The organism is uncultured Amphritea sp. (assembly GCF_937127095.1).
GTDB lineage: Bacteria > Pseudomonadota > Gammaproteobacteria > Pseudomonadales > Balneatricaceae > Amphritea.
This window is the reverse complement of the sequence record NZ_CAKZLP010000068.1, coordinates 80,449-97,406: the sequence shown is the minus strand read 5'-3', so window position 1 is coordinate 97,406 and position 16,958 is coordinate 80,449. Positions and strand designations below refer to the sequence as shown.

Sequence of the window (16,958 nt, the reverse complement as noted above, 5' to 3'; positions counted from 1 at the left end):
TGATCAATACTGGCGCTCAACAATATAGTCAGCCAGCCAGTGAAGCGGTGCAGCTGCATCATTAAAATACTCGATACTGGCATGAGCCTGTTGATTCAGCAGCGCGAGTTTCTGTTTTGCTCCGGCCATTCCCAGCAACGCCGGGTAAGTGGATTTATCCAGTAACAGGTCAGAGCCCTGAGGTTTGCCAAGTGTTTCGGTGTTGCTTTCAATATCCAGAATATCGTCTTTTACCTGAAAAGCGAGTCCGATAGCGCGGGAGTAAGCATTCAGCGCCTGCAGATCTTTCTCGGTGGCATGGTTGCTCGACAGGGCACCCATCTCGATACTGGCGCTGATCAGTGCGCCGGTTTTATGTCGGTGCATCAGTTCCAGTTGCTCGCTGGTGATCTGTTTGCCCTCATTGCAGAGGTCGATAGACTGACCGCCGACCATGCCAAGATAGCCGCTATTGTACGCCAGTATTCTGATCATCTGCAGACAGATCCCGGATGGCAGTGTGGTATCTGCCGCCAATAATTCAAAGGCCAGCGCCTGAAGCCCGTCACCGGCAAGAATCGCAGTGGCTTCATCAAAGGCGATATGACAGGTAGGTTTGCCTCTGCGCAGTTCATCATCATCCATCGCGGGGAGGTCATCATGCACCAAAGAATAACTGTGGATACACTCGATCGCACAGGCAGCAGCATCGGCCTGCTCCAGTTGCCCGCCCAGCAACTGATTTGCCATATAAACGAGAACTGGTCGCACACGTTTACCGCCATTAAACAGCGAGTACTCCATCGCCTGGCGCACCTTTGCCGCGTCTCCTGAGTGGCTCAGCACGGTTTTCAGCTGTTGCTCTACTCTGTGCTGGTATTGTTGCAGCAACGCCTTAGCATCCATCAGATCACTCCTCAGGAAGGTCAAAGGGCACCTCTTTTAACTCCCCATTTTGCTGAATTAACATCTGCACTTTTTGTTCAGCATCGGCGAGAATTGACTGGCAGTCGCGGGTAAGGCGGACACCCTGCTCGAAGGTTTGCAAAGATTGTTCCAGAGATAGCTCTCCCTGTTCCAGCTGAGTTACCATCGATTCCAGCTGTGCCAGAGATGTTTCAAAATCAGGTGTTTTTTTCTTTGCGCACATAGAGCATACCGTCGGGGTGGGAACCGTTTAAAGGGCAACAAATTACCGGACAGTCGCGTCCGGGTCAATCAGACCAATAAATTGTACTCTAAACAGAGGGATATAGGGGAACCCGGTTAGTTTTTTGATATTATCTGGCTACAGCTAAATGGGTATCAGGCGATAATAGGTTATATTGGCGACATGGGTCGTTTGTTTATCCAAATTAATTTGTTCAATTGGGGAATTTAAGAGTGGATATAGCCACGCTCATAGGTATTTTAGGTGCTTTTGGTATCGTTGTTGCCGCAATGGTTACCGGCGGTGATGTCGGCGTTTTTGTCAACGTTCCGTCACTGTTGATCGTGGTGGGCGGGAGCCTGTTCGTTGTCCTGATGAAATTCCCGTTGGCGCACTTTCTCGGGCTGGCCAAAGTGGCGGGAAAAGCCTTCAAGTTTAAGTCGGTGAAACCGGAAGATATTATTGCTGAAACCGTTGATCTGGCTGATGCTGCCCGTAAAGGGGGGCTGTTATCACTGGAAGATAAAGAGGTGAGCAGTGATTTTATGCAGCGGGGTATCCAGTTGCTGGTGGACGGACATGACCCGGATATTGTCAGAACGCTGTTGAATAAAGAGAAAACCCTGACCTCAGAGCGGCATGGATTTGGCTCAGATATTTTCAAAGCGATAGGCGATGTGGGGCCGGGAATGGGCATGATCGGTACCCTGATCGGTCTGGTGCAGATGCTATCCAATATGTCTGACCCTAAGTCGATTGGTCCGGCGATGGCGGTGGCATTGTTGACCACATTGTACGGCGCAATGATGGCGACCATGTTCGCGCTGCCTGTTTCCGATAAGCTGGATGCACGTAAAGCCGAAGAGGAACTGAATCAGTCCTTGATTATTGATGGGTTGCTGGCGATTCAGGCTGGTCAGAACCCACGGGTTATCGAACAGATGTTGCGCAACTATCTTCCTGAGAACAAACGTGCTGCCGCGCCAGCAGAATAAGGGATAGTGGGATGACTGAAGAAGAACACAAGTGTCCCCCTTGTCCCGCTGGTTTGCCTGGATGGCTGGCGACCTTCGGCGACCTTATGTCGCTGTTGATGTGCTTTTTCGTACTGCTGCTTTCGTTTTCGGAGATGGATGTACTGAAGTTTAAGCAGCTGGCCGGTTCTATGCGCGAAGCGTTTGGAGTGCAGACTCAGGTTAAGGTTGAAGATATTCCCAAAGGCACCAGTATCATCGCTCAGGAGTTTAGTCCCGGGCGTCCGGAGCCTACTCCGCTGAATGAAGTAAGGCAGATGACCCTCAGTAATGACCTGCAAACACTGGATGTCAGGACTAAGGAGGGTGAGTCTGAGGTCAGTGATAAGCTTGAAGGCGAGACGGCACAACAGCTACAGCAGATGTTACAGCAGATGGAAGCTCAGGCTGAAGCAGAGGCGAAAAAGGAGGCGGTCGAGTTCGCCGCAGCATTGCGTCAGGAGATAGGTCAGGGCAGTGTAGAAATTGACACAGATGGCCGCAAGATTGTTATTCGGGTAAAGGAGAAAGGCTCATTTGATTCCGGTTCGGCCGAGTTGAAATATGCCTATATCCCGGTGATCGCCAAGATTCGCGATGTACTGCTGAATGTCGGCGGTAAGGTTGCCATCGAAGGTCACACCGATAATATTCCTATCTCCGGCGGCCAGTATGAGTCCAACTGGGGGTTATCCACTGCCCGGGCGCTGGCCGTTGGACATGAGCTGTTTGCCGATCCACGCATTGATCAGTCACGCTTTACCATCATTGGTTTTGCAGATACAAAACCTCTGGCACCGAATAATACCTCGGAAAACCGCAGTATGAACCGTCGGGTAGAGATTATTATTCAGAAAGGTGATGATCCGGAAGCGTTGGAAAAGCTGAAAGCGCAGGGTGCGGGAGATAATGAGTTTGCTCCGCTGGAGCCGCAGGATGTATTCTGATTACTAATATAGTCAGACAATAAAAACCCGGCCAGAGAGCCGGGTTTTTTTATAGCAAAGTAATATTACTTAGAGCCGTCCAGCATGTACTGAATAGCCGCTTTCATTTCACCATCAGTACAATCCATGCAAGTGCCTTTTGGTGGCATAGCATTCAGACCATTGGTTGCGCTGACCAGCAGAGCGTCAATACCTTTCGCTGCGCGAGGCGCCCACTGTTCTGCATTACCTACAATCGGAGCGCCGGCGGCACCAGTCATGTGGCACGCCATACACTTAGTGTTATACAGTGTAGCGCCATCACGTTCAGCCATCGCAGCAACAGGGGTCATCAGCATGGCAGTGATTGCCAGGATCATCGTTTTTTTCATCTCATCTCACCTTTATTAGTATCCGTTTATCGCTGCCGTTTAACCGGCCCCGGAATTTTTAGTCATCGCAGTGTATGCATATGGCTACTTACTGTAAATACCTCAAAAGGTCTTAATCAAAGCTGAATCAAAAAAAACTAATACAGATCAAAAGTGCTCTCAGCGCCCCAGACTCATGGCGTAGGCAGCCTGATTGTGTTGGTTAGATGCTCTAAGCTGTTGCAGTTTGCGTTGCGCTATATAGTCTCTATATAGGGATATTCCCTGATCGGCAGGCAGGTTAATGATGCTGATAATCTGTTCGGCGCTATGGCCATCGCGTAGGAGTTGTGCGATTTGATGCTCAATTGAATTCGTCTTCATTGTTTTAAACCTTTCTTCTATTTTGCCGATATATTCTCTTAGAAAATTGTGACAAAAAGGTTTCGCAGGTTAAATTTCCTATTTATTACAGGGTTTTTGTTGTCGGGCGGGGGCGGAATAGTATATGTTCTGTTTTATACTCAAAATGAGAGATCTGTTTGATTTAGCCTCTGTATGGGTGAAATGTAAGGGTAAAACGGATTTTCACACAGAATTATAACAAGGGGGATCAAATGGATAAGAATACTGCTCACGGGGCTGGTTCAGACAACATAAAAACATCAAATTTTGGAGGGGGCATGCCAACGAGCCTGCGTGCCAGTTATGATGCCGACGAGTTGGCGCAGAAGCTGGGTTTTGTTTCTTTTTCAACTGACTTTCTGATTCGTTGTTACCGCGTATTTGATGGTGATATCAAATCGGCCATTATTTTTAATGTAATCTCTCTGTGGGCGCTGCGTCAGCGTGAAGAAACAGAAAATCGTCAGGGTGTTGCTGGTTTTTCCTGTAACAACCATTCGATCAGTATTGCTACTGGAATCCCCTATGAGACGGTGCGCCGTAAAGTTAAAGCGATGGTGGAAAATGGCTGGCTTGAGTTCAGCGATTCTTCTCATGTGGTATTAAACTCTGATAAGTGGCGTGAAGTGTTGAGTGAAGTGATTGACCCGGAGCGTTGTGTGGTCGGTTATGTTCGCAGCACCGATGTGGCGCCAACCTTTGGTCGCAGTGAACGCCGTGGCAGCCCTGCAGATCGTCGCAGCTGATACAGAATGGTGTTGCGCTGATACAAGGGTCGCTATTGCGGCCCTTTTTGTTATCCGGCTGTTGAAATACAGATCAGACTATATGCAGAAATAGATTGCCGCTGACATTGTTTTTCTATCAAATGCGCTTTTCTAATCAAGGTAGCGCGGCAAATGGGAAACACAGCGTCAGACAGCAGGTTATTCGACCAGATAGCCGATGAAGTCTATCAACATGGGATTTGTGTACTCCGTAATGCGCTGCCTGAAACGCTGAGTGCTGCATTGGCTGCAGAGGTAAGAGGTTTACCCGAACACCGTTTCAGTCGTGCCGGTATTGGCCGTCAGGCCGATCATCAGAACATTGAAGCGATTCGTCGTGATGAGATTTGCTGGATAGACAGTAGTACAGCTGCTGGACAAGCCTGGCTGGTCTGGGCTGATGGCCTGAAACAGGCACTCAACAGGAGACTGTTTCTGGGGCTGTTTTCATTCGAAAGTCATTATGCGCATTACTGTCCCGGGGATTATTATAAAGTGCACCTCGATGCCTTCCGAGGACAACAGAACCGTGTCTTGACTGTAGTCACCTACCTTAATCCTGACTGGAGTGACAGCGATGGTGGAGAGCTGCTTGTCTACCCGGAAAAGGGCCGTACCCCGCTGCTGAAAGTGCAACCTGAATATGGCACAGTGGTAATTTTCCTCAGCGAAGAGTTCCCCCATGAGGTGTTGCCCACCATGACGGATCGTTACAGTATTGCTGGCTGGTATCGTATCAACAGCTCTGACAGCAACAGGGTTGATCCGGAGTCCTGATGCTGTCAGTGATTGCCCGGTATCTGTTTGCTCCTTCCCGGGATTAGTTATTCAGCGTGGCGGCAAGATAGTTGCTGAAGCGATCCCATGATTTAGTGTCTGCATCTTCACGATACCGCTCTGAACCAAATACCGTGAACGCGTGCGGCGCGCCACTGTAGGTGATCATTTCATGCTTCACTTTCGTGCTTTCAAGTTCATTAGCCAGATTGGCAAACTGATCCATCGTAATCGCGCTATCTGCACTGCCATGCATAACCAGTATTGAGCCCTGGGTTTTCGAATAGTCCTGGCCTTCAGGTGTGTTCAATCCGCCATGGAAGGTTGCAAAGCCTTTCAGAGGGGCACCCGATCGGGCCATTTCCAGAACCGCAGCGCCGCCAAAGCAATATCCCATGGCGACACTATTATCGGTGTTACCGCCGAGTTGTTTGGCTTTACTCATTGCTCCTTCAAGCAGACTTCTCATTTTTTCCCTGTCTTTATAGAGTTCTCCGGTGTGTTGCTTCTTATCAGTCACTTCTGTAGGTCTGATGCCTGCACCAAAAAGATCCGCAGCAAATACAGAATATCCCATCTCTGCCAGCATTTCGGCGCGTTTCATTTCGTAGTCAGTGAGGCCATCCCAGTCGTGAACCAACAGCACCATGGGGGCGCCTTCAGCGGGGCTGGTGTAGTAACCCTCATAGTCGAGACCGTTGACCTGATATTTGACGATCTCACCCGCCTGGGCCACTGATGAAATAGACAGGCTAATTCCGACTATCGTTCCCAGCATAGAGAGGTATTTCATATCCATCACCTGATAATATTATTGTGTGGTTAAGTGTAGAGGCTTGGCAACACTGTTTTATGTTGTTTTCTTCACTGTTGATTACGCATAAGTGCTCAGAACAGATCAAAAAAACCGGTACGGATAGATCATCAAAGGTTTTAAACTGAACAGTTTTCGGTTTTTACCTGTCTCAGTGATAACATGTTCAGCTTACTCTCTGGGATTAAGGACTTCCGGTGACTCTTTCTGACAAATCAATGTCATCACCTCGTCAGTTTCTATGGTTATTGCTTGGGTATGTGCTGCTCCATCTGCTTATTCGTCTGGCAATGGGCGGAACTCTGGAGCTGGATGAGGCAGAACAGCTGATCTTAGGCCAGCAGCTGGCACTGGGTTATAATACCCAGCCACCGCTGTATAGCTGGCTGCAGTGGCTGTTCTTCCAATTGTTTGGCGAGGGGGTCTTTGCCCTTGCGGTATTAAAATCGCTGTTACTCTTTTCTATCTATCTGTTTACCTGGCTGACAGCGGGAAAGCTTATCCGGAATCAGCGTATTGCGTTGCTGGCGGCTTTTTCACTGTTTTTGATTCCCAGCATTGCCTGGGAGTCGGTCAGAGACCTGACTCACACAGTGTTGGCCACCGCGATTGCCTCGGCCACTTTTTATACGGCAATCCACATCTATCAGAAGCGCTCCTGGACCGGCTATGGGGTACTGGGCATGCTGCTGGCCTGCGGTATGCTGGCTAAGTATAGCTTTGCTCTGTTTGCTCTCAGCCTGTTACTGGCCGCGCTTTCGATACGCGAGTACCGTAGGCTGATTCTTGATCGGCGCATTATCGTTTCAGCCATCATCGCTGTTCTGCTTTTTTTGCCGCATATGCTCTGGGCTATAGCGCATCTGGATGAGATCAGGGCGTTTATTGGTGATCAGGTGGGTGAAGGTTCGCAGACCGGTTATCTGGCGGGCGTCGTCAGCGGTTTTACCAGTCTGGTGAAAAATTCAGCGGAGTTTTTGATTCTGGTATGGCTGGTGTTAACGCTGCTTGTTCCGTCAGCGTATCGGCCGTTAGCTGCCGGGAGTGTCAATCCACACCGATTGTTAGCCGCGCGTTTTCTGATCGCTGCGGTGTTGGTCTGTGTGCTGTTGATCGTCATCTTTGGTACCACTCAGTTCCAGAGTCGCTGGTTTCAGCCGCTGCTGATTATTTTTCCGTTGTATTTTCTTAGCCGGGCTGAGGCTGTCGGTATCTCTCCCCGTCGTGAGACTCTGCTGCGTTCAGTGATTATCTTTTTTGCGGCCACCGTTATCGTATTGCGCTTCAGCCAGTTCTGGCTGGCGCCCTATGTTCAGAAAAACCCCAGTCGGATGCAGTACCCATCGGCGGATCTGGCCGAACAGCTCAAGCTGCAGGGGTTCAACGGGGGCACAGTGATTGGCGATAGTAATCTGACGGCGGCCAATATTGGCCTTTATTTTGAGAATGCGCGACTGTTGAGTCCGAAAACAGAGCTCTTCATCGCAGATAGCCGTAGCAGCGAGTCAGAGGGGCAGTGCCTGATCGCCTGGAAAGCAACCCGGGAGGATGCTATGCCGAGAGGTCTCGACCACTATCTGCGTTCACTCGGGGTTGATTTGACCGATTCAGTGTCGGGTTATATCACGGCTCCCTATCAGTATACGGATCGCGGTGAGTATCGTCTTGGCTTTGTGTTACTCAGCTCAGAACGTGTCTGCAATAACGCGTCGTTAAAATAAGCCTTACTCTGTGGATATTCAGGCTTAGAACGCCTGTTTTGCAGGGCTTAGCGCATTAAGTTGGCTGCAGCCATAGTTATTGATTGTCACGGCGCTTTGGGAGCGATATAAGTTTAATCTACAGAGTATGAATTGTTCCCGCTGTAGGTCACTTTGCGGGGGCGTATAGGTCAGTCATTAAGCCTGGGGTTTAAGTTGTTTAGGGTTGTAGAGACAAGGCGTGTGTTATGAACCAGAATTCCAGTGAGAGTGCGTTCGCAAAACTCACACAGATCATCCAGTCGGCCGCTAAAGCGAATACCATTGAAGCACAGGTTCAGCACATTGTTGATGCGATCAGTGAGACGCTGTTTGTTGATGTGTGCAGTCTTTACCTGCGACAGCCGGATGACAGTCTGAGACTGGTCGCCAGTCATGGTCTGATTCGAAAGCACCCGGTTATCATCCCGGCTAAACAGGGTCTGGTTGGCCAGGTATTGCAACTGCAAAACACCATTAATATTAAAGAGCCGGATCAGCGTCCTGGGTATTACTATGTTGCGAACTCTAAAGAGGAGCGGTTTCATAGTTTTTGTGGTGTGCCGCTGGTGTACCGGGCACAAGTCAACGGTGTTCTGGTGGTTCAGAGCCGTCGTGCTGAAGTCCTGCAATCCGACTATGTGGCGTTGCTTTCAACCCTGGCAACCCATCTGGCGATGTTATTAGCCACCTATTCAAAAGATGTGTTGTTCAGTCACTCGCAGTCTAAGTTATATCAGGGTATTAGCGGTGCGCAGGGCGTTGCCCTGGGCAAGGTCTTTATTCGTAAGCAGTCGAAGCTGGCTGAAATTCAGAAGCTGAAAACGGATGATGTCGAGGCTGAGCAGGTCCGCTGGGTAAACCTCAAAGTCGAAGCGATGAATGAGCTGCGCGAGGAGCGCGATACGGTTAAGGACACCCTGGGTGAGGGTTTGGCATCCGTGCTGGATGCCTATCAGATGTTCCTGAAGGATGTCACCTTTGAACAGCGGATTATTGATGAGATCGCCGCCGGATTTCAGTTGCCCTGGGCGGTCAAACAGTCGGTCAGTTTCTTTTCTGATAAGTTTAAAGCGATGGATGACCCCTACTTGCGGGCGCGCCATGAGGATATTGAGCAGCTCGGAGCAAAACTGTATCAGATCTGGCAGCGTACCTCTGAGCCAGAGGCTCCATCCGGTAATGACCCTTTGATACTGGTAGGCGATCACATCAGTGTATCGGATATCGTCAACCTGACCACTGAACGGTTGGCGGGTATTGTCTGTTTTGCCGGCGGCTCCCTCTCCCATATTGCGGTGTTTGCCAACGCCCTGGGCATCCCTGCGGTGATGGGGTTAGGTGATGTGTCCGTGCAGAATGGTGAGCAGATGGTGGTTGATGGTGATACCGGCCAGGTGATCTGCTCCCCTGGGAGGGCGACCCTCAGAGAGTACAAACGGATTATCTCCGAAAGGTTATCGTTGGCGAGTCGTTTACAGGCTGACAGTCAGTTGCCTGCGGTGACAAAAGACAATATCAGAGTGACGTTGCTGGCGAACTCCGGGTTGCAGGCGGATGTTTTACCCGGATTAAAATTCGGCGCAGAAGGGATCGGTTTATTTCGTACCGAAGTGCCTTTTATGGTCAGATCCAGCCTGCCGTCAGAAGATGATCAGGAAAAAATATACGCCAGCCTGATCAGTCATTACAAAGATAAACCGGTCTATTTTCGTACCCTGGATATTGGTGCCGATAAACCCCTTTCGTACCTGCCGGTGGTGAAAGAGGATAACCCGGCACTGGGGTGGCGCGGTATTCGCTATATTCTTGATAATCAGCCATTGTTAATAACACAGTTGCGGGCGGTGATGCGCGCGGCGGCGGGCAGTGAGCATGTGCACCTGTTGCTGCCGATGATCGCCTCAACCGAACAGCTGGATCAGTGTCTGGCGATACTCAAAGAGGTGCACCAGCAGCTGCTGGATGAAGGGTTCTCCGTCTGTCGGCCAAAGGTTGGCATCATGGTTGAAGTGCCAAGCTGTATCTCTTTGCTGCCTTTCTGGCGCGATAAACTCGACTTTATCTCTATCGGCACCAACGATCTGAGTCAGTATCTGCTGGCGCTGGATCGCAACAGTCCGCTGGTGGGTAAATGGTATGACTCACTGCATCCTGCAGTGCTGCATGAACTGGTGCGCATCAGCAGTATGGCGAAGAAGATGAAGCTGCCCATCAGTGTGTGTGGCGAGATGGCGTCAGACCCGGTTGCAGTAACGCTATTGTTAGGCATGGGGATTCAGCAGCTGAGTATGAGTGCGGCGAAAATTCCACTGATCAAATGGATCCTGCGTGAGATCTCCCGGGAGGACGCAGAAAAACTGCTGGAGAAGGCTCTGGAACAGGATAATGCCACCGCTATTCGCAAGCTGGGGCAGCAGTTTCTGGCGTCAAAGAAACTATTATTCAACGACAGCCCGCAAAAATAGAGGCAGACGACTTTGAGCTGGAGCGGTTTTGAAGAGGATCTTTTTGCGCTGGTTGATATCACCCCATTTAGCTGGGCTGCCATCGGTACGGCGCTTTTTTGTGGTGCGGTGATTGGTTGCGAACGTCAGGTGCGGGGTAAACCGGTAGGCATTCGTACCTCAGCGCTGATTACTGTGGGCACTTACCTGTTTCTTGCCTGTGCGTTTCTGTTACAGGGTGAAGCATCAGATCCCACGCGGGTTGTGGGGCAGGTGATCACCGGCATCGGTTTTCTCGGCGCTGGGGTGATGTTGTCTAAGCATGGTGCGGTGATTGGAGTTACCTCTGCGGCCGCTATCTGGATGCTGGCCGCGCTTGGAGTGCTTGTCAGTATGGGCTATCTGCTGCCGGCGATAAAACTGTCATTGCTGGTGGTGATGATTTTGTGTGGTGTGGAGTTTCTCGAGAACCGGCTACGGGTGCTGACCCAGGGTGTACACCAAAAAATAGATGAGACGTTAGGTCGGTCAGGAAGGACAAAATTATGAGCTTTAATGAACTGATTACGGCGCCTCTGCGAAGGCTGGATGACGGACTGTATGAACTGGTTAAAGGGATCAATATTCTCGATAGCGTCAGCCCGGTAAATTACCGGCCGGAGAAAGTCGCATTTTTTGAATCCAACTTTTCTAAAAGTCCTGATTTTCTCTACTCTACTCAAAAGGTGGATTCCTTTTGTCTCAAGCGCAGTCTGTTTAACCTGCCGGTTGATGAGCTGGCTGAAGATCAGCTGAGCCAGTTATACAGTGAAGTGATTGAGTCCTATGTGGATAAGATCGATCAGTATAAATCGATCGGCACGCCGGATTTTCTTTATGAGTCGCTTCGCTATTACGGTGAACCCAGCGAAAAAGATATCCGCAACGCTAACTTTATTCTGCACCTGCCGGACCTTGATCCTAATGATGACAGGATTCTCGCATCTGATGAGATCGTGACCCGACTGGAGGCATTTGCACAGTCTGAGGGGTATCAGTACCAGATAAAGCTGGATGACAGCATGATTGCGAATGCGCTGGTGTCCGGTCTTACGGTGAAGGTGAACAGTGCTGCCCAGGCATCCGAAACGGAAGTGAATGCGCTGGCGCATCATGAACTGGGTGTACACCTGGTGACGACGCTGAACGCCCGTAGTCAGCCGCTTAAAATTCTGACGATGGGCTGTCCGGTGAATACCATGACTCAGGAAGGGCTGGCGATACTCAGTGAGTATCTTGCCGGTTGTATGACCCTGCCGCGCCTGAAAGTGCTCGCGTTGCGGGTTCTGGCCGTGGAATCGATGATTGAAGAGAACGACTTTAAAAAGACCTTTCTGCTGCTTAAAGAGCAACATAATGTGGCCGATGAGCAGGCGTTTACTATTACCGCACGGGTCTACCGGGGTGGCGGTCTGACCAAGGATTATCTCTATCTGCAGGGCTTGCATCAGATGCTGAATGCCTATGAAAACCGGCCTGATTTTAATAATCTGCTGTCGGGCAAAGTGTCGATTGAACATCTGCCGGTGATCACCGGGCTGATTGATAAAGGCTATCTGTTAAAACCTGAGCTGATCAGTCCGGCCATCGCTCACCCGGTCGATAATGATGCGATTCAGAAATTTATCACCCATGCGATTAAATAGAACTGTCGAAATTAGAGAGCTGCCGTTGTTTAGTCTATGGTTAAGGGGTGGAGGCGCAGGGTTCAGCTCCGGATGTTAAAGGTTTTCGGTTAATTTTTCTTAATGGATTGCCAGCGGAATATCTGCAATGGTAGTCAAGTCTGGCTCCGCCTCCGGATAGACACTAAGGGGGCGTGATGATGAAAAAAAGCACATCTGAAAACAGCACAGGGGCGAATCCAACAGCGGATTATTTTGCCCCGGTAACGGTTGAAGAAGGGATGCTTTGGGGTGTCCAGACACAACGTTCATTGATCAACTTTAATATCGGTAAGCAGTGCTTTGAACGCGGCTTTATCGATGCGCTGGTGCATGTAAAACGGGCTTGTGCAGAGGTTAATCACCGGGAAGGGCTGTTATCGGCTGAGTACTGTGATGCCATCGTGCAGGCCTGTGATGATATCCTAAAGGGCGGTCATCGTGATCAGTTCCCCTTGCGGGTATGGCAAACCGGCTCCGGCACTCAGACCAATATGAACGTCAATGAGGTGGTCTGCGCTCTGGCAAACGCTTTCCTCAATGTAGATAGAGAGTCAGGCAACAGCGTTATTCACCCCAACGATCATATCAATATGTCCCAGTCATCCAACGATGTGTTTCCCACCGCTATGCATCTGGTGGTGGCGCAGCAAAGCGATGAGAAACTGTTTCCCGCGCTCAACCATCTCACCCGAACACTGAGTGATAAGCAAACCGAATTTGCCGCTATCTACAGCGTCGGGCGTACCCATCTGATGGATGCCCTGCCGATGACCGTCGGTGCAGCGCTTTCAGCACATGTTACACAGTTAAAAGAGGCGGGAGTGGCGATTAGCGATAGTCTGGGTGGCATCTATAAACTGGCGGTGGGTGGCACCGCGGTCGGCTCTGGCAACAATGCCCCGGAAGGTTTCGGTGCAAAGGTGGCCGCAGGTCTTGCACATCAGTATGGCTTGCCCTTCACCTCGCATGAAAATTTGTATGCTGCCGTATCAGGTGAGAGTGACTCCCTGCGCTTCAGCGCGGCACTGAAGCAGTTAGCCGCTGTGCTACTGAAACTGGCCAACGATTTTCGTCTGCTCGGCAGCGGTCCCCGCTGTGGCCTGAATGAGTGGCAACTGCCTGCGAATGAGCCGGGCAGTTCGATTATGCCGGGTAAGGTCAATCCCACCCAGTGTGAAGCGCTGAGTATGGTTTGTTTACAGGTGTTCGGTAACGATCTGACGGTATCAATGGCCGCATCGCAAGGTCAGTTGCAGCTGAATACCTATCGCCCGGTGATTATCCACAATCTGATGGAAAGCATCGAACTGTTAACCGATGCGATGAACTCATTTGCCCATAACTGTGTGGTGGGTCTCGAATTGAATCAGCAGCAGATCAGATCGAATATGGCGCACAATCTCTCAACCATCACCCTGCTGGCACCGCAGATTGGCTACGATGTCGCCTCGGCGATTGTGCATCAGGCCCATCAGCATAACGGCTCCCTTGCGAGTGCTGCCGAAGCGTTGGGTTATTACACTCAGGCAGAGTTTGAAACCCTGATGAGTGATGTGCTGGATACTCAACTTAAGGCGTAAACAGACTAAGGAATACACGGATAAAAAATGACCTTAAATGGCCTGCAGCTACATCCTGAGAGCGATGAATTTAATAATGTGAAAGCTGAGTCATTATGTTGTTAAATCGAGCATAAATCAGCTTGCTATCCGGCATCATAAATAACAAAAAAATATAATATGAGCTATTGACCGGCACCCCGATTAGCCCGATACTCGCGCCATTATGAAACTATCTAAAAACACACCAATATCAGTGACTGAATACCTTAATACATTGCGACGCCATGTATCGTATGCCTGTGTCTGTTTGGGTGTGGTAAGCCGACGACGATAACCGTCTAAGCTGAAGAAATACTCAAAAAGCCGCAGGTAACCCCTGCGGTTTTTTTTATGTACAGGATGTACGGTATGCCGCGGGCGAGCACGTCCGGCGATGCCAGAACCAGACGATTTTAAGGAATATTGTGATGACAAATTCATCGACAACAAATGTGTTACAGAAACAAAACTACCTGATCCCCATCACTAAGCGGCCAGAACTCTGTTTTATGCGTGGTGCTGGCCACTATCTGTTTGATCAGAATGATAAAGGCTATCTCGACTGGATTCAGGGCTGGGCGGTCAACACCCTGGGGCACAGCCCTGAGGTGATGCAGCAGGCGCTGATAAAACAGTCGGCACAACTGATCAACCCCAGCCCCGCGTTTTATAACCAGCCGATGCTGGAACTGGCGGAACTGTTGTGTGAAAACTCAAGGTTTGACCAGGTGTTCTTTACCAACAGTGGTGCAGAAGCCAACGAAGGTGCAATTAAGCTGGCGCGGAAATGGGGTCAGAAAAACAAAGGTGGCGCGTTTAAAATCATCACCTTTCAGTACAGTTTTCATGGCCGGACCCTGGCCACTATGTCGGCCACTGGTAAAGAGGCATTTGCGCCACTCTTTGAGCCGAAAGTGAGCGGTTTCACCAAGGTGCCCTATAATGACCTGGCAGCCACTGAAAGCGCCATTGATGATCAGACCGTAGCGATCATGCTGGAACTGATTCAAGGCGAAGCGGGGGTTATTCCGGCAGATGCTGAGTTTGTTGCCGGGCTGGATGCGCTGTGTAAACAGCATAATCTGCTGTTGATTGTGGATGAGGTGCAAACCGGGATCGGCCGGACCGGCAGCCTGTTTGCCTATCAGCAGTATCAGGCTGAGCCACATATCATGACCCTGGGTAAAGGGCTGGGCGGTGGTGTGCCAATTGCGGCGATGGTGATTGATAAAGCGGTCAGCTGTTTTGATTACGGTGATCAGGGAGGCACCTATAACGGCAATCCGCTGATGTGTGCAGTATCCGCTGCAGTCTTGCATGAAGTGCTGGCTGAAGGCTTTATGGCACAGGTGAATCGGGTCAGTGAGTATTTCTGCCAGCAGTTGTCTGAGTTGGCTAAAGAGTTTGGTCTGGGTGCTACACGGGGTAAAGGCCTGTTGCTGGCGATCAATACCGGTAACTATTCCGGCCCGCAGATTGTTGAACTGGCCAGAGACGCAGGTCTGTTGCTCAATGCGCCCCGGGAAGATTCGCTGCGGTTTATGCCCGCGCTGACACTGACTGAAAAAGAGGTGGATGAGGGCATCGCTTTATTGGCTGCGGTGCTGACCACACTGAAAAAATCTGCGCTGTAAACGCTGTTGTGTTGCGCTCTTTGTTGACAGAACGCTGCAAAGAGCGCGGTAATAAAGGATTCCGGGGTCGCCGGAAGCAAAACTGTTTAATAACCCTGTAATTGTGGGGTGCCCAAACCGTCAGTGATTGATGTGCTCAAGCATCGCCCCAAACTTTTGGACTGACATATGTATAAAACTCTTTTCGTGGTGGATGACGACGTTTCCCTGTCCGGACTGCCATCAAACACTCTGACCTTTGAAACCTACCTGCGGGATTACCCTAAACTGGGCGAGCCGAAAATCCGCATCATCAACCTGTGTGATACCGAGCGTTATCTGAGTAAGGGGTATTATTGCTCGCTGCTGGCTGAAGCCCGCCAGCATCAGGTGCTGCCCAGTGTGAAAGTGATCAACGCCTTGCGCAGCCGGCGTAATTCCGGCCTGTGGCTGAGTAGTTCACTGCTGGCCGGACTGGCTGAGCAGCAGGCAACTGAGGGCACTCACATTATCTGTATGGGTGAAGTGGCCGACCCGCGCTTTAAGAAAGTCGCCAGCAAGGCGTTTCAGCAGTTCCCCGCGCCCCTGCTGGAGATGACCCTGAGTGTCAGCGAGTCAGGCCATGATATCCGCCTGAGCCGCTGTTCACTGTCATCCCTGACCGCCGAACAACTGAGCTTTTCGCTCGGGGTGATGGATGAATACGCCCGGGTTAGCTGGCACACCAAAGGTGGCAGTAAAAAGTATCGTTGGGATCTGGCGATTCTGGTCGATCCACAGGAGAAAGTGCCTCCCAGTGATAAGCGGGCGATCTCCCGGTTTGTTAAAGCGGCGGCCAAGTTTGGTATCCGGGCGCAAACCGTCACCGCGGATGAGCTCAACCACCTGAGTCGCTTTGATGGTCTGTTTATCCGTGAAACCACCGCGATAGATCACCATACCTATCGGCTGGCCTGTGAGGCGGAAGAGAGCGGACTGGTGGTGCTGGATGATCCCAGCTCGATACTGCGCTGCTGTAATAAAGTCTATCTGCACGATGCCTTTAATTACAAAAAGGTGCCCAGCCTCAAAACTCATGTGATTACTGATGCCAGTGAGGTGACACTGGACAGTCTTGAGGCGGAGTTTGGTTTTCCGGTGGTGTTAAAACTGCCGGAAGGCTCGTTCTCTAAAGGCGTATTTAAAGCTGAGAGCCGCGACGCCCTGAAAACCCTGCTGGATCAGCTGTTTCAGGAGTCGGCGTTACTGCTGGCACAGGAATATATGTTCACCGACTATGACTGGCGTATCGGGGTGCTAAACGGCCGGGCGATCTATGCCTGCCGCTACCACATGGCCCGTAACCACTGGCAGATCTATAACCACGGGTCGAAGCGAAACTTCTCCGGTGGCTTTGATACCCTGGCGACCTTTGAAGTGCCTCGGGTGGTGCTGGATGCTGCCCTGAAAGCGGCCGCGGTGGTGGGTGATGGTCTCTACGGTATCGATATCAAAGAGGTGGATAAGTGTGCCTATGTGATTGAGGTGAACGATAACCCCAGTATCGACAGCGATGTGGAAGATCTCTACCTGGGCGAAGAGCTGTATATGCAGATTATGCATGAGTTCCTGCGCCGCTTTGAACTGCGGGGACGGTAGGCGATGATCGGG

Annotated in this window: 16 protein-coding genes; 11 read left to right on the top strand and 5 right to left on the bottom strand. The window is 50.6% G+C overall.

The annotated features are described in order from the left end of the window. Nucleotides 1–3: 3 nt before the first annotated feature. Entirely contained in the window at nt 4–885 is an 882-nt protein-coding gene (locus tag Q0499_RS17760; protein ID WP_299202161.1) for a farnesyl diphosphate synthase, read from the bottom strand. A 4-nt stretch (nt 886–889) separates the two neighbouring features. Continuing rightward, entirely contained in the window at nt 890–1,129 is a 240-nt protein-coding gene (locus Q0499_RS17755; RefSeq protein ID WP_299202158.1) for an exodeoxyribonuclease VII small subunit, read from the bottom strand. 233 nt (nt 1,130–1,362) lie between these two features. Here Q0499_RS17755 and pomA point away from each other — a divergent pair, with 233 nt between their 5' ends. Both pomA and Q0499_RS17745 read left to right on the top strand, forming a co-directional pair. Further along, nucleotides 1,363–2,124: a flagellar motor protein PomA gene (pomA, locus tag Q0499_RS17750; protein WP_299202156.1), complete on the top strand. Its 762-nt coding sequence runs from the start codon at nt 1,363–1,365 to the stop codon at nt 2,122–2,124. An 11-nt stretch (nt 2,125–2,135) separates the two neighbouring features. Continuing rightward, entirely contained in the window at nt 2,136–3,089 is a 954-nt protein-coding gene (locus tag Q0499_RS17745) for a flagellar motor protein MotB (RefSeq protein WP_299202154.1), read from the top strand. Nucleotides 3,090–3,154: 65 nt separating this feature from the next. Here the strand turns inward: Q0499_RS17745 and Q0499_RS17740 are convergent, their stop codons facing one another. Continuing rightward, on the bottom strand, nt 3,155–3,460 hold the full coding sequence (locus tag Q0499_RS17740) for a c-type cytochrome (protein WP_299202152.1): 306 nt from the start codon (nt 3,458–3,460) through the stop codon (nt 3,155–3,157). A 159-nt stretch (nt 3,461–3,619) separates the two neighbouring features. After that, the gene (locus Q0499_RS17735) at nt 3,620–3,823 is read right to left on the bottom strand and encodes a hypothetical protein (protein WP_299202150.1); all 204 of its coding nucleotides are present in this window, start codon (nt 3,821–3,823) and stop codon (nt 3,620–3,622) included. A gap of 233 nt (nt 3,824–4,056) precedes the next feature. Here Q0499_RS17735 and Q0499_RS17730 point away from each other — a divergent pair, with 233 nt between their 5' ends. Both Q0499_RS17730 and Q0499_RS17725 read left to right on the top strand, forming a co-directional pair. Continuing rightward, nucleotides 4,057–4,590 carry a hypothetical protein gene (locus Q0499_RS17730; RefSeq protein ID WP_299202148.1) on the top strand — a complete coding sequence of 178 codons (534 nt, stop codon included), beginning with the start codon at nt 4,057–4,059 and terminating at the stop codon, nt 4,588–4,590. 153 nt (nt 4,591–4,743) lie between these two features. Further along, a complete protein-coding gene (locus Q0499_RS17725) occupies nt 4,744–5,388 on the top strand; it encodes a 2OG-Fe(II) oxygenase (protein WP_299202145.1) in 645 nt (214 codons plus the stop codon). A 43-nt stretch (nt 5,389–5,431) separates the two neighbouring features. Here the strand turns inward: Q0499_RS17725 and Q0499_RS17720 are convergent, their stop codons facing one another. Then, nucleotides 5,432–6,181: a dienelactone hydrolase family protein gene (locus Q0499_RS17720; RefSeq protein WP_299202143.1), complete on the bottom strand. Its 750-nt coding sequence runs from the start codon at nt 6,179–6,181 to the stop codon at nt 5,432–5,434. A 239-nt stretch (nt 6,182–6,420) separates the two neighbouring features. On the opposite strand from Q0499_RS17720, the gene Q0499_RS17715 reads away from it, so the two are divergent. From Q0499_RS17715 to Q0499_RS17685, 7 genes are all read left to right on the top strand, one after another. Continuing rightward, nucleotides 6,421–7,923: a glycosyltransferase family 39 protein gene (locus tag Q0499_RS17715; protein WP_299202141.1), complete on the top strand. Its 1,503-nt coding sequence runs from the start codon at nt 6,421–6,423 to the stop codon at nt 7,921–7,923. Between the two features lie 227 nt (nt 7,924–8,150). Further along, nucleotides 8,151–10,409 carry a phosphoenolpyruvate--protein phosphotransferase gene (ptsP, locus tag Q0499_RS17710; RefSeq protein ID WP_299202139.1) on the top strand — a complete coding sequence of 753 codons (2,259 nt, stop codon included), beginning with the start codon at nt 8,151–8,153 and terminating at the stop codon, nt 10,407–10,409. A 12-nt stretch (nt 10,410–10,421) separates the two neighbouring features. Beyond that, nucleotides 10,422–10,937, top strand: a complete 516-nt coding sequence (locus Q0499_RS17705) for an MgtC/SapB family protein (protein ID WP_299202135.1) — start codon at nt 10,422–10,424, stop codon at nt 10,935–10,937. Next, nucleotides 10,934–12,073 carry a flavohemoglobin expression-modulating QEGLA motif protein gene (locus Q0499_RS17700; protein WP_299202132.1) on the top strand — a complete coding sequence of 380 codons (1,140 nt, stop codon included), beginning with the start codon at nt 10,934–10,936 and terminating at the stop codon, nt 12,071–12,073. The genes Q0499_RS17705 and Q0499_RS17700 overlap by 4 nt, the downstream gene beginning before the upstream one ends. Nucleotides 12,074–12,252: 179 nt before the next feature. Further along, nucleotides 12,253–13,674: a class II fumarate hydratase gene (locus tag Q0499_RS17695; protein ID WP_299202130.1), complete on the top strand. Its 1,422-nt coding sequence runs from the start codon at nt 12,253–12,255 to the stop codon at nt 13,672–13,674. 449 nt (nt 13,675–14,123) lie between these two features. Next, nucleotides 14,124–15,329, top strand: a complete 1,206-nt coding sequence (locus tag Q0499_RS17690; RefSeq protein ID WP_299202128.1) for an acetylornithine transaminase — start codon at nt 14,124–14,126, stop codon at nt 15,327–15,329. Between the two features lie 168 nt (nt 15,330–15,497). Continuing rightward, nucleotides 15,498–16,946, top strand: coding sequence for a RimK family protein (locus Q0499_RS17685; RefSeq protein WP_299202126.1), 1,449 nt, complete (start codon nt 15,498–15,500; stop codon nt 16,944–16,946). The last annotated feature ends 12 nt before the right edge of the window (nt 16,947–16,958 follow it).

What these genes read in the sequence shown, in the direction of transcription:
- Q0499_RS17760 (WP_299202161.1), bottom strand. Translation starts at nt 885, where the DNA reads ATGGATGCTAAGGCGTTGCTGCAACAATACCAGCACAGAGTAGAGCAA.
- Q0499_RS17755 (WP_299202158.1), bottom strand. Translation starts at nt 1,129, where the DNA reads ATGTGCGCAAAGAAAAAAACACCTGATTTTGAAACATCTCTGGCACAG.
- Q0499_RS17745 (WP_299202154.1), top strand. Translation starts at nt 2,136, where the DNA reads ATGACTGAAGAAGAACACAAGTGTCCCCCTTGTCCCGCTGGTTTGCCT.
- Q0499_RS17740 (WP_299202152.1), bottom strand. Translation starts at nt 3,460, where the DNA reads ATGAAAAAAACGATGATCCTGGCAATCACTGCCATGCTGATGACCCCT.
- Q0499_RS17735 (WP_299202150.1), bottom strand. Translation starts at nt 3,823, where the DNA reads ATGAAGACGAATTCAATTGAGCATCAAATCGCACAACTCCTACGCGAT.
- Q0499_RS17730 (WP_299202148.1), top strand. Translation starts at nt 4,057, where the DNA reads ATGGATAAGAATACTGCTCACGGGGCTGGTTCAGACAACATAAAAACA.
- Q0499_RS17725 (WP_299202145.1), top strand. Translation starts at nt 4,744, where the DNA reads ATGGGAAACACAGCGTCAGACAGCAGGTTATTCGACCAGATAGCCGAT.
- Q0499_RS17720 (WP_299202143.1), bottom strand. Translation starts at nt 6,181, where the DNA reads ATGAAATACCTCTCTATGCTGGGAACGATAGTCGGAATTAGCCTGTCT.
- Q0499_RS17715 (WP_299202141.1), top strand. Translation starts at nt 6,421, where the DNA reads ATGTCATCACCTCGTCAGTTTCTATGGTTATTGCTTGGGTATGTGCTG.
- ptsP (WP_299202139.1), top strand. Translation starts at nt 8,151, where the DNA reads ATGAACCAGAATTCCAGTGAGAGTGCGTTCGCAAAACTCACACAGATC.
- Q0499_RS17700 (WP_299202132.1), top strand. Translation starts at nt 10,934, where the DNA reads ATGAGCTTTAATGAACTGATTACGGCGCCTCTGCGAAGGCTGGATGAC.
- Q0499_RS17695 (WP_299202130.1), top strand. Translation starts at nt 12,253, where the DNA reads ATGAAAAAAAGCACATCTGAAAACAGCACAGGGGCGAATCCAACAGCG.
- Q0499_RS17690 (WP_299202128.1), top strand. Translation starts at nt 14,124, where the DNA reads ATGACAAATTCATCGACAACAAATGTGTTACAGAAACAAAACTACCTG.
- Q0499_RS17685 (WP_299202126.1), top strand. Translation starts at nt 15,498, where the DNA reads ATGTATAAAACTCTTTTCGTGGTGGATGACGACGTTTCCCTGTCCGGA.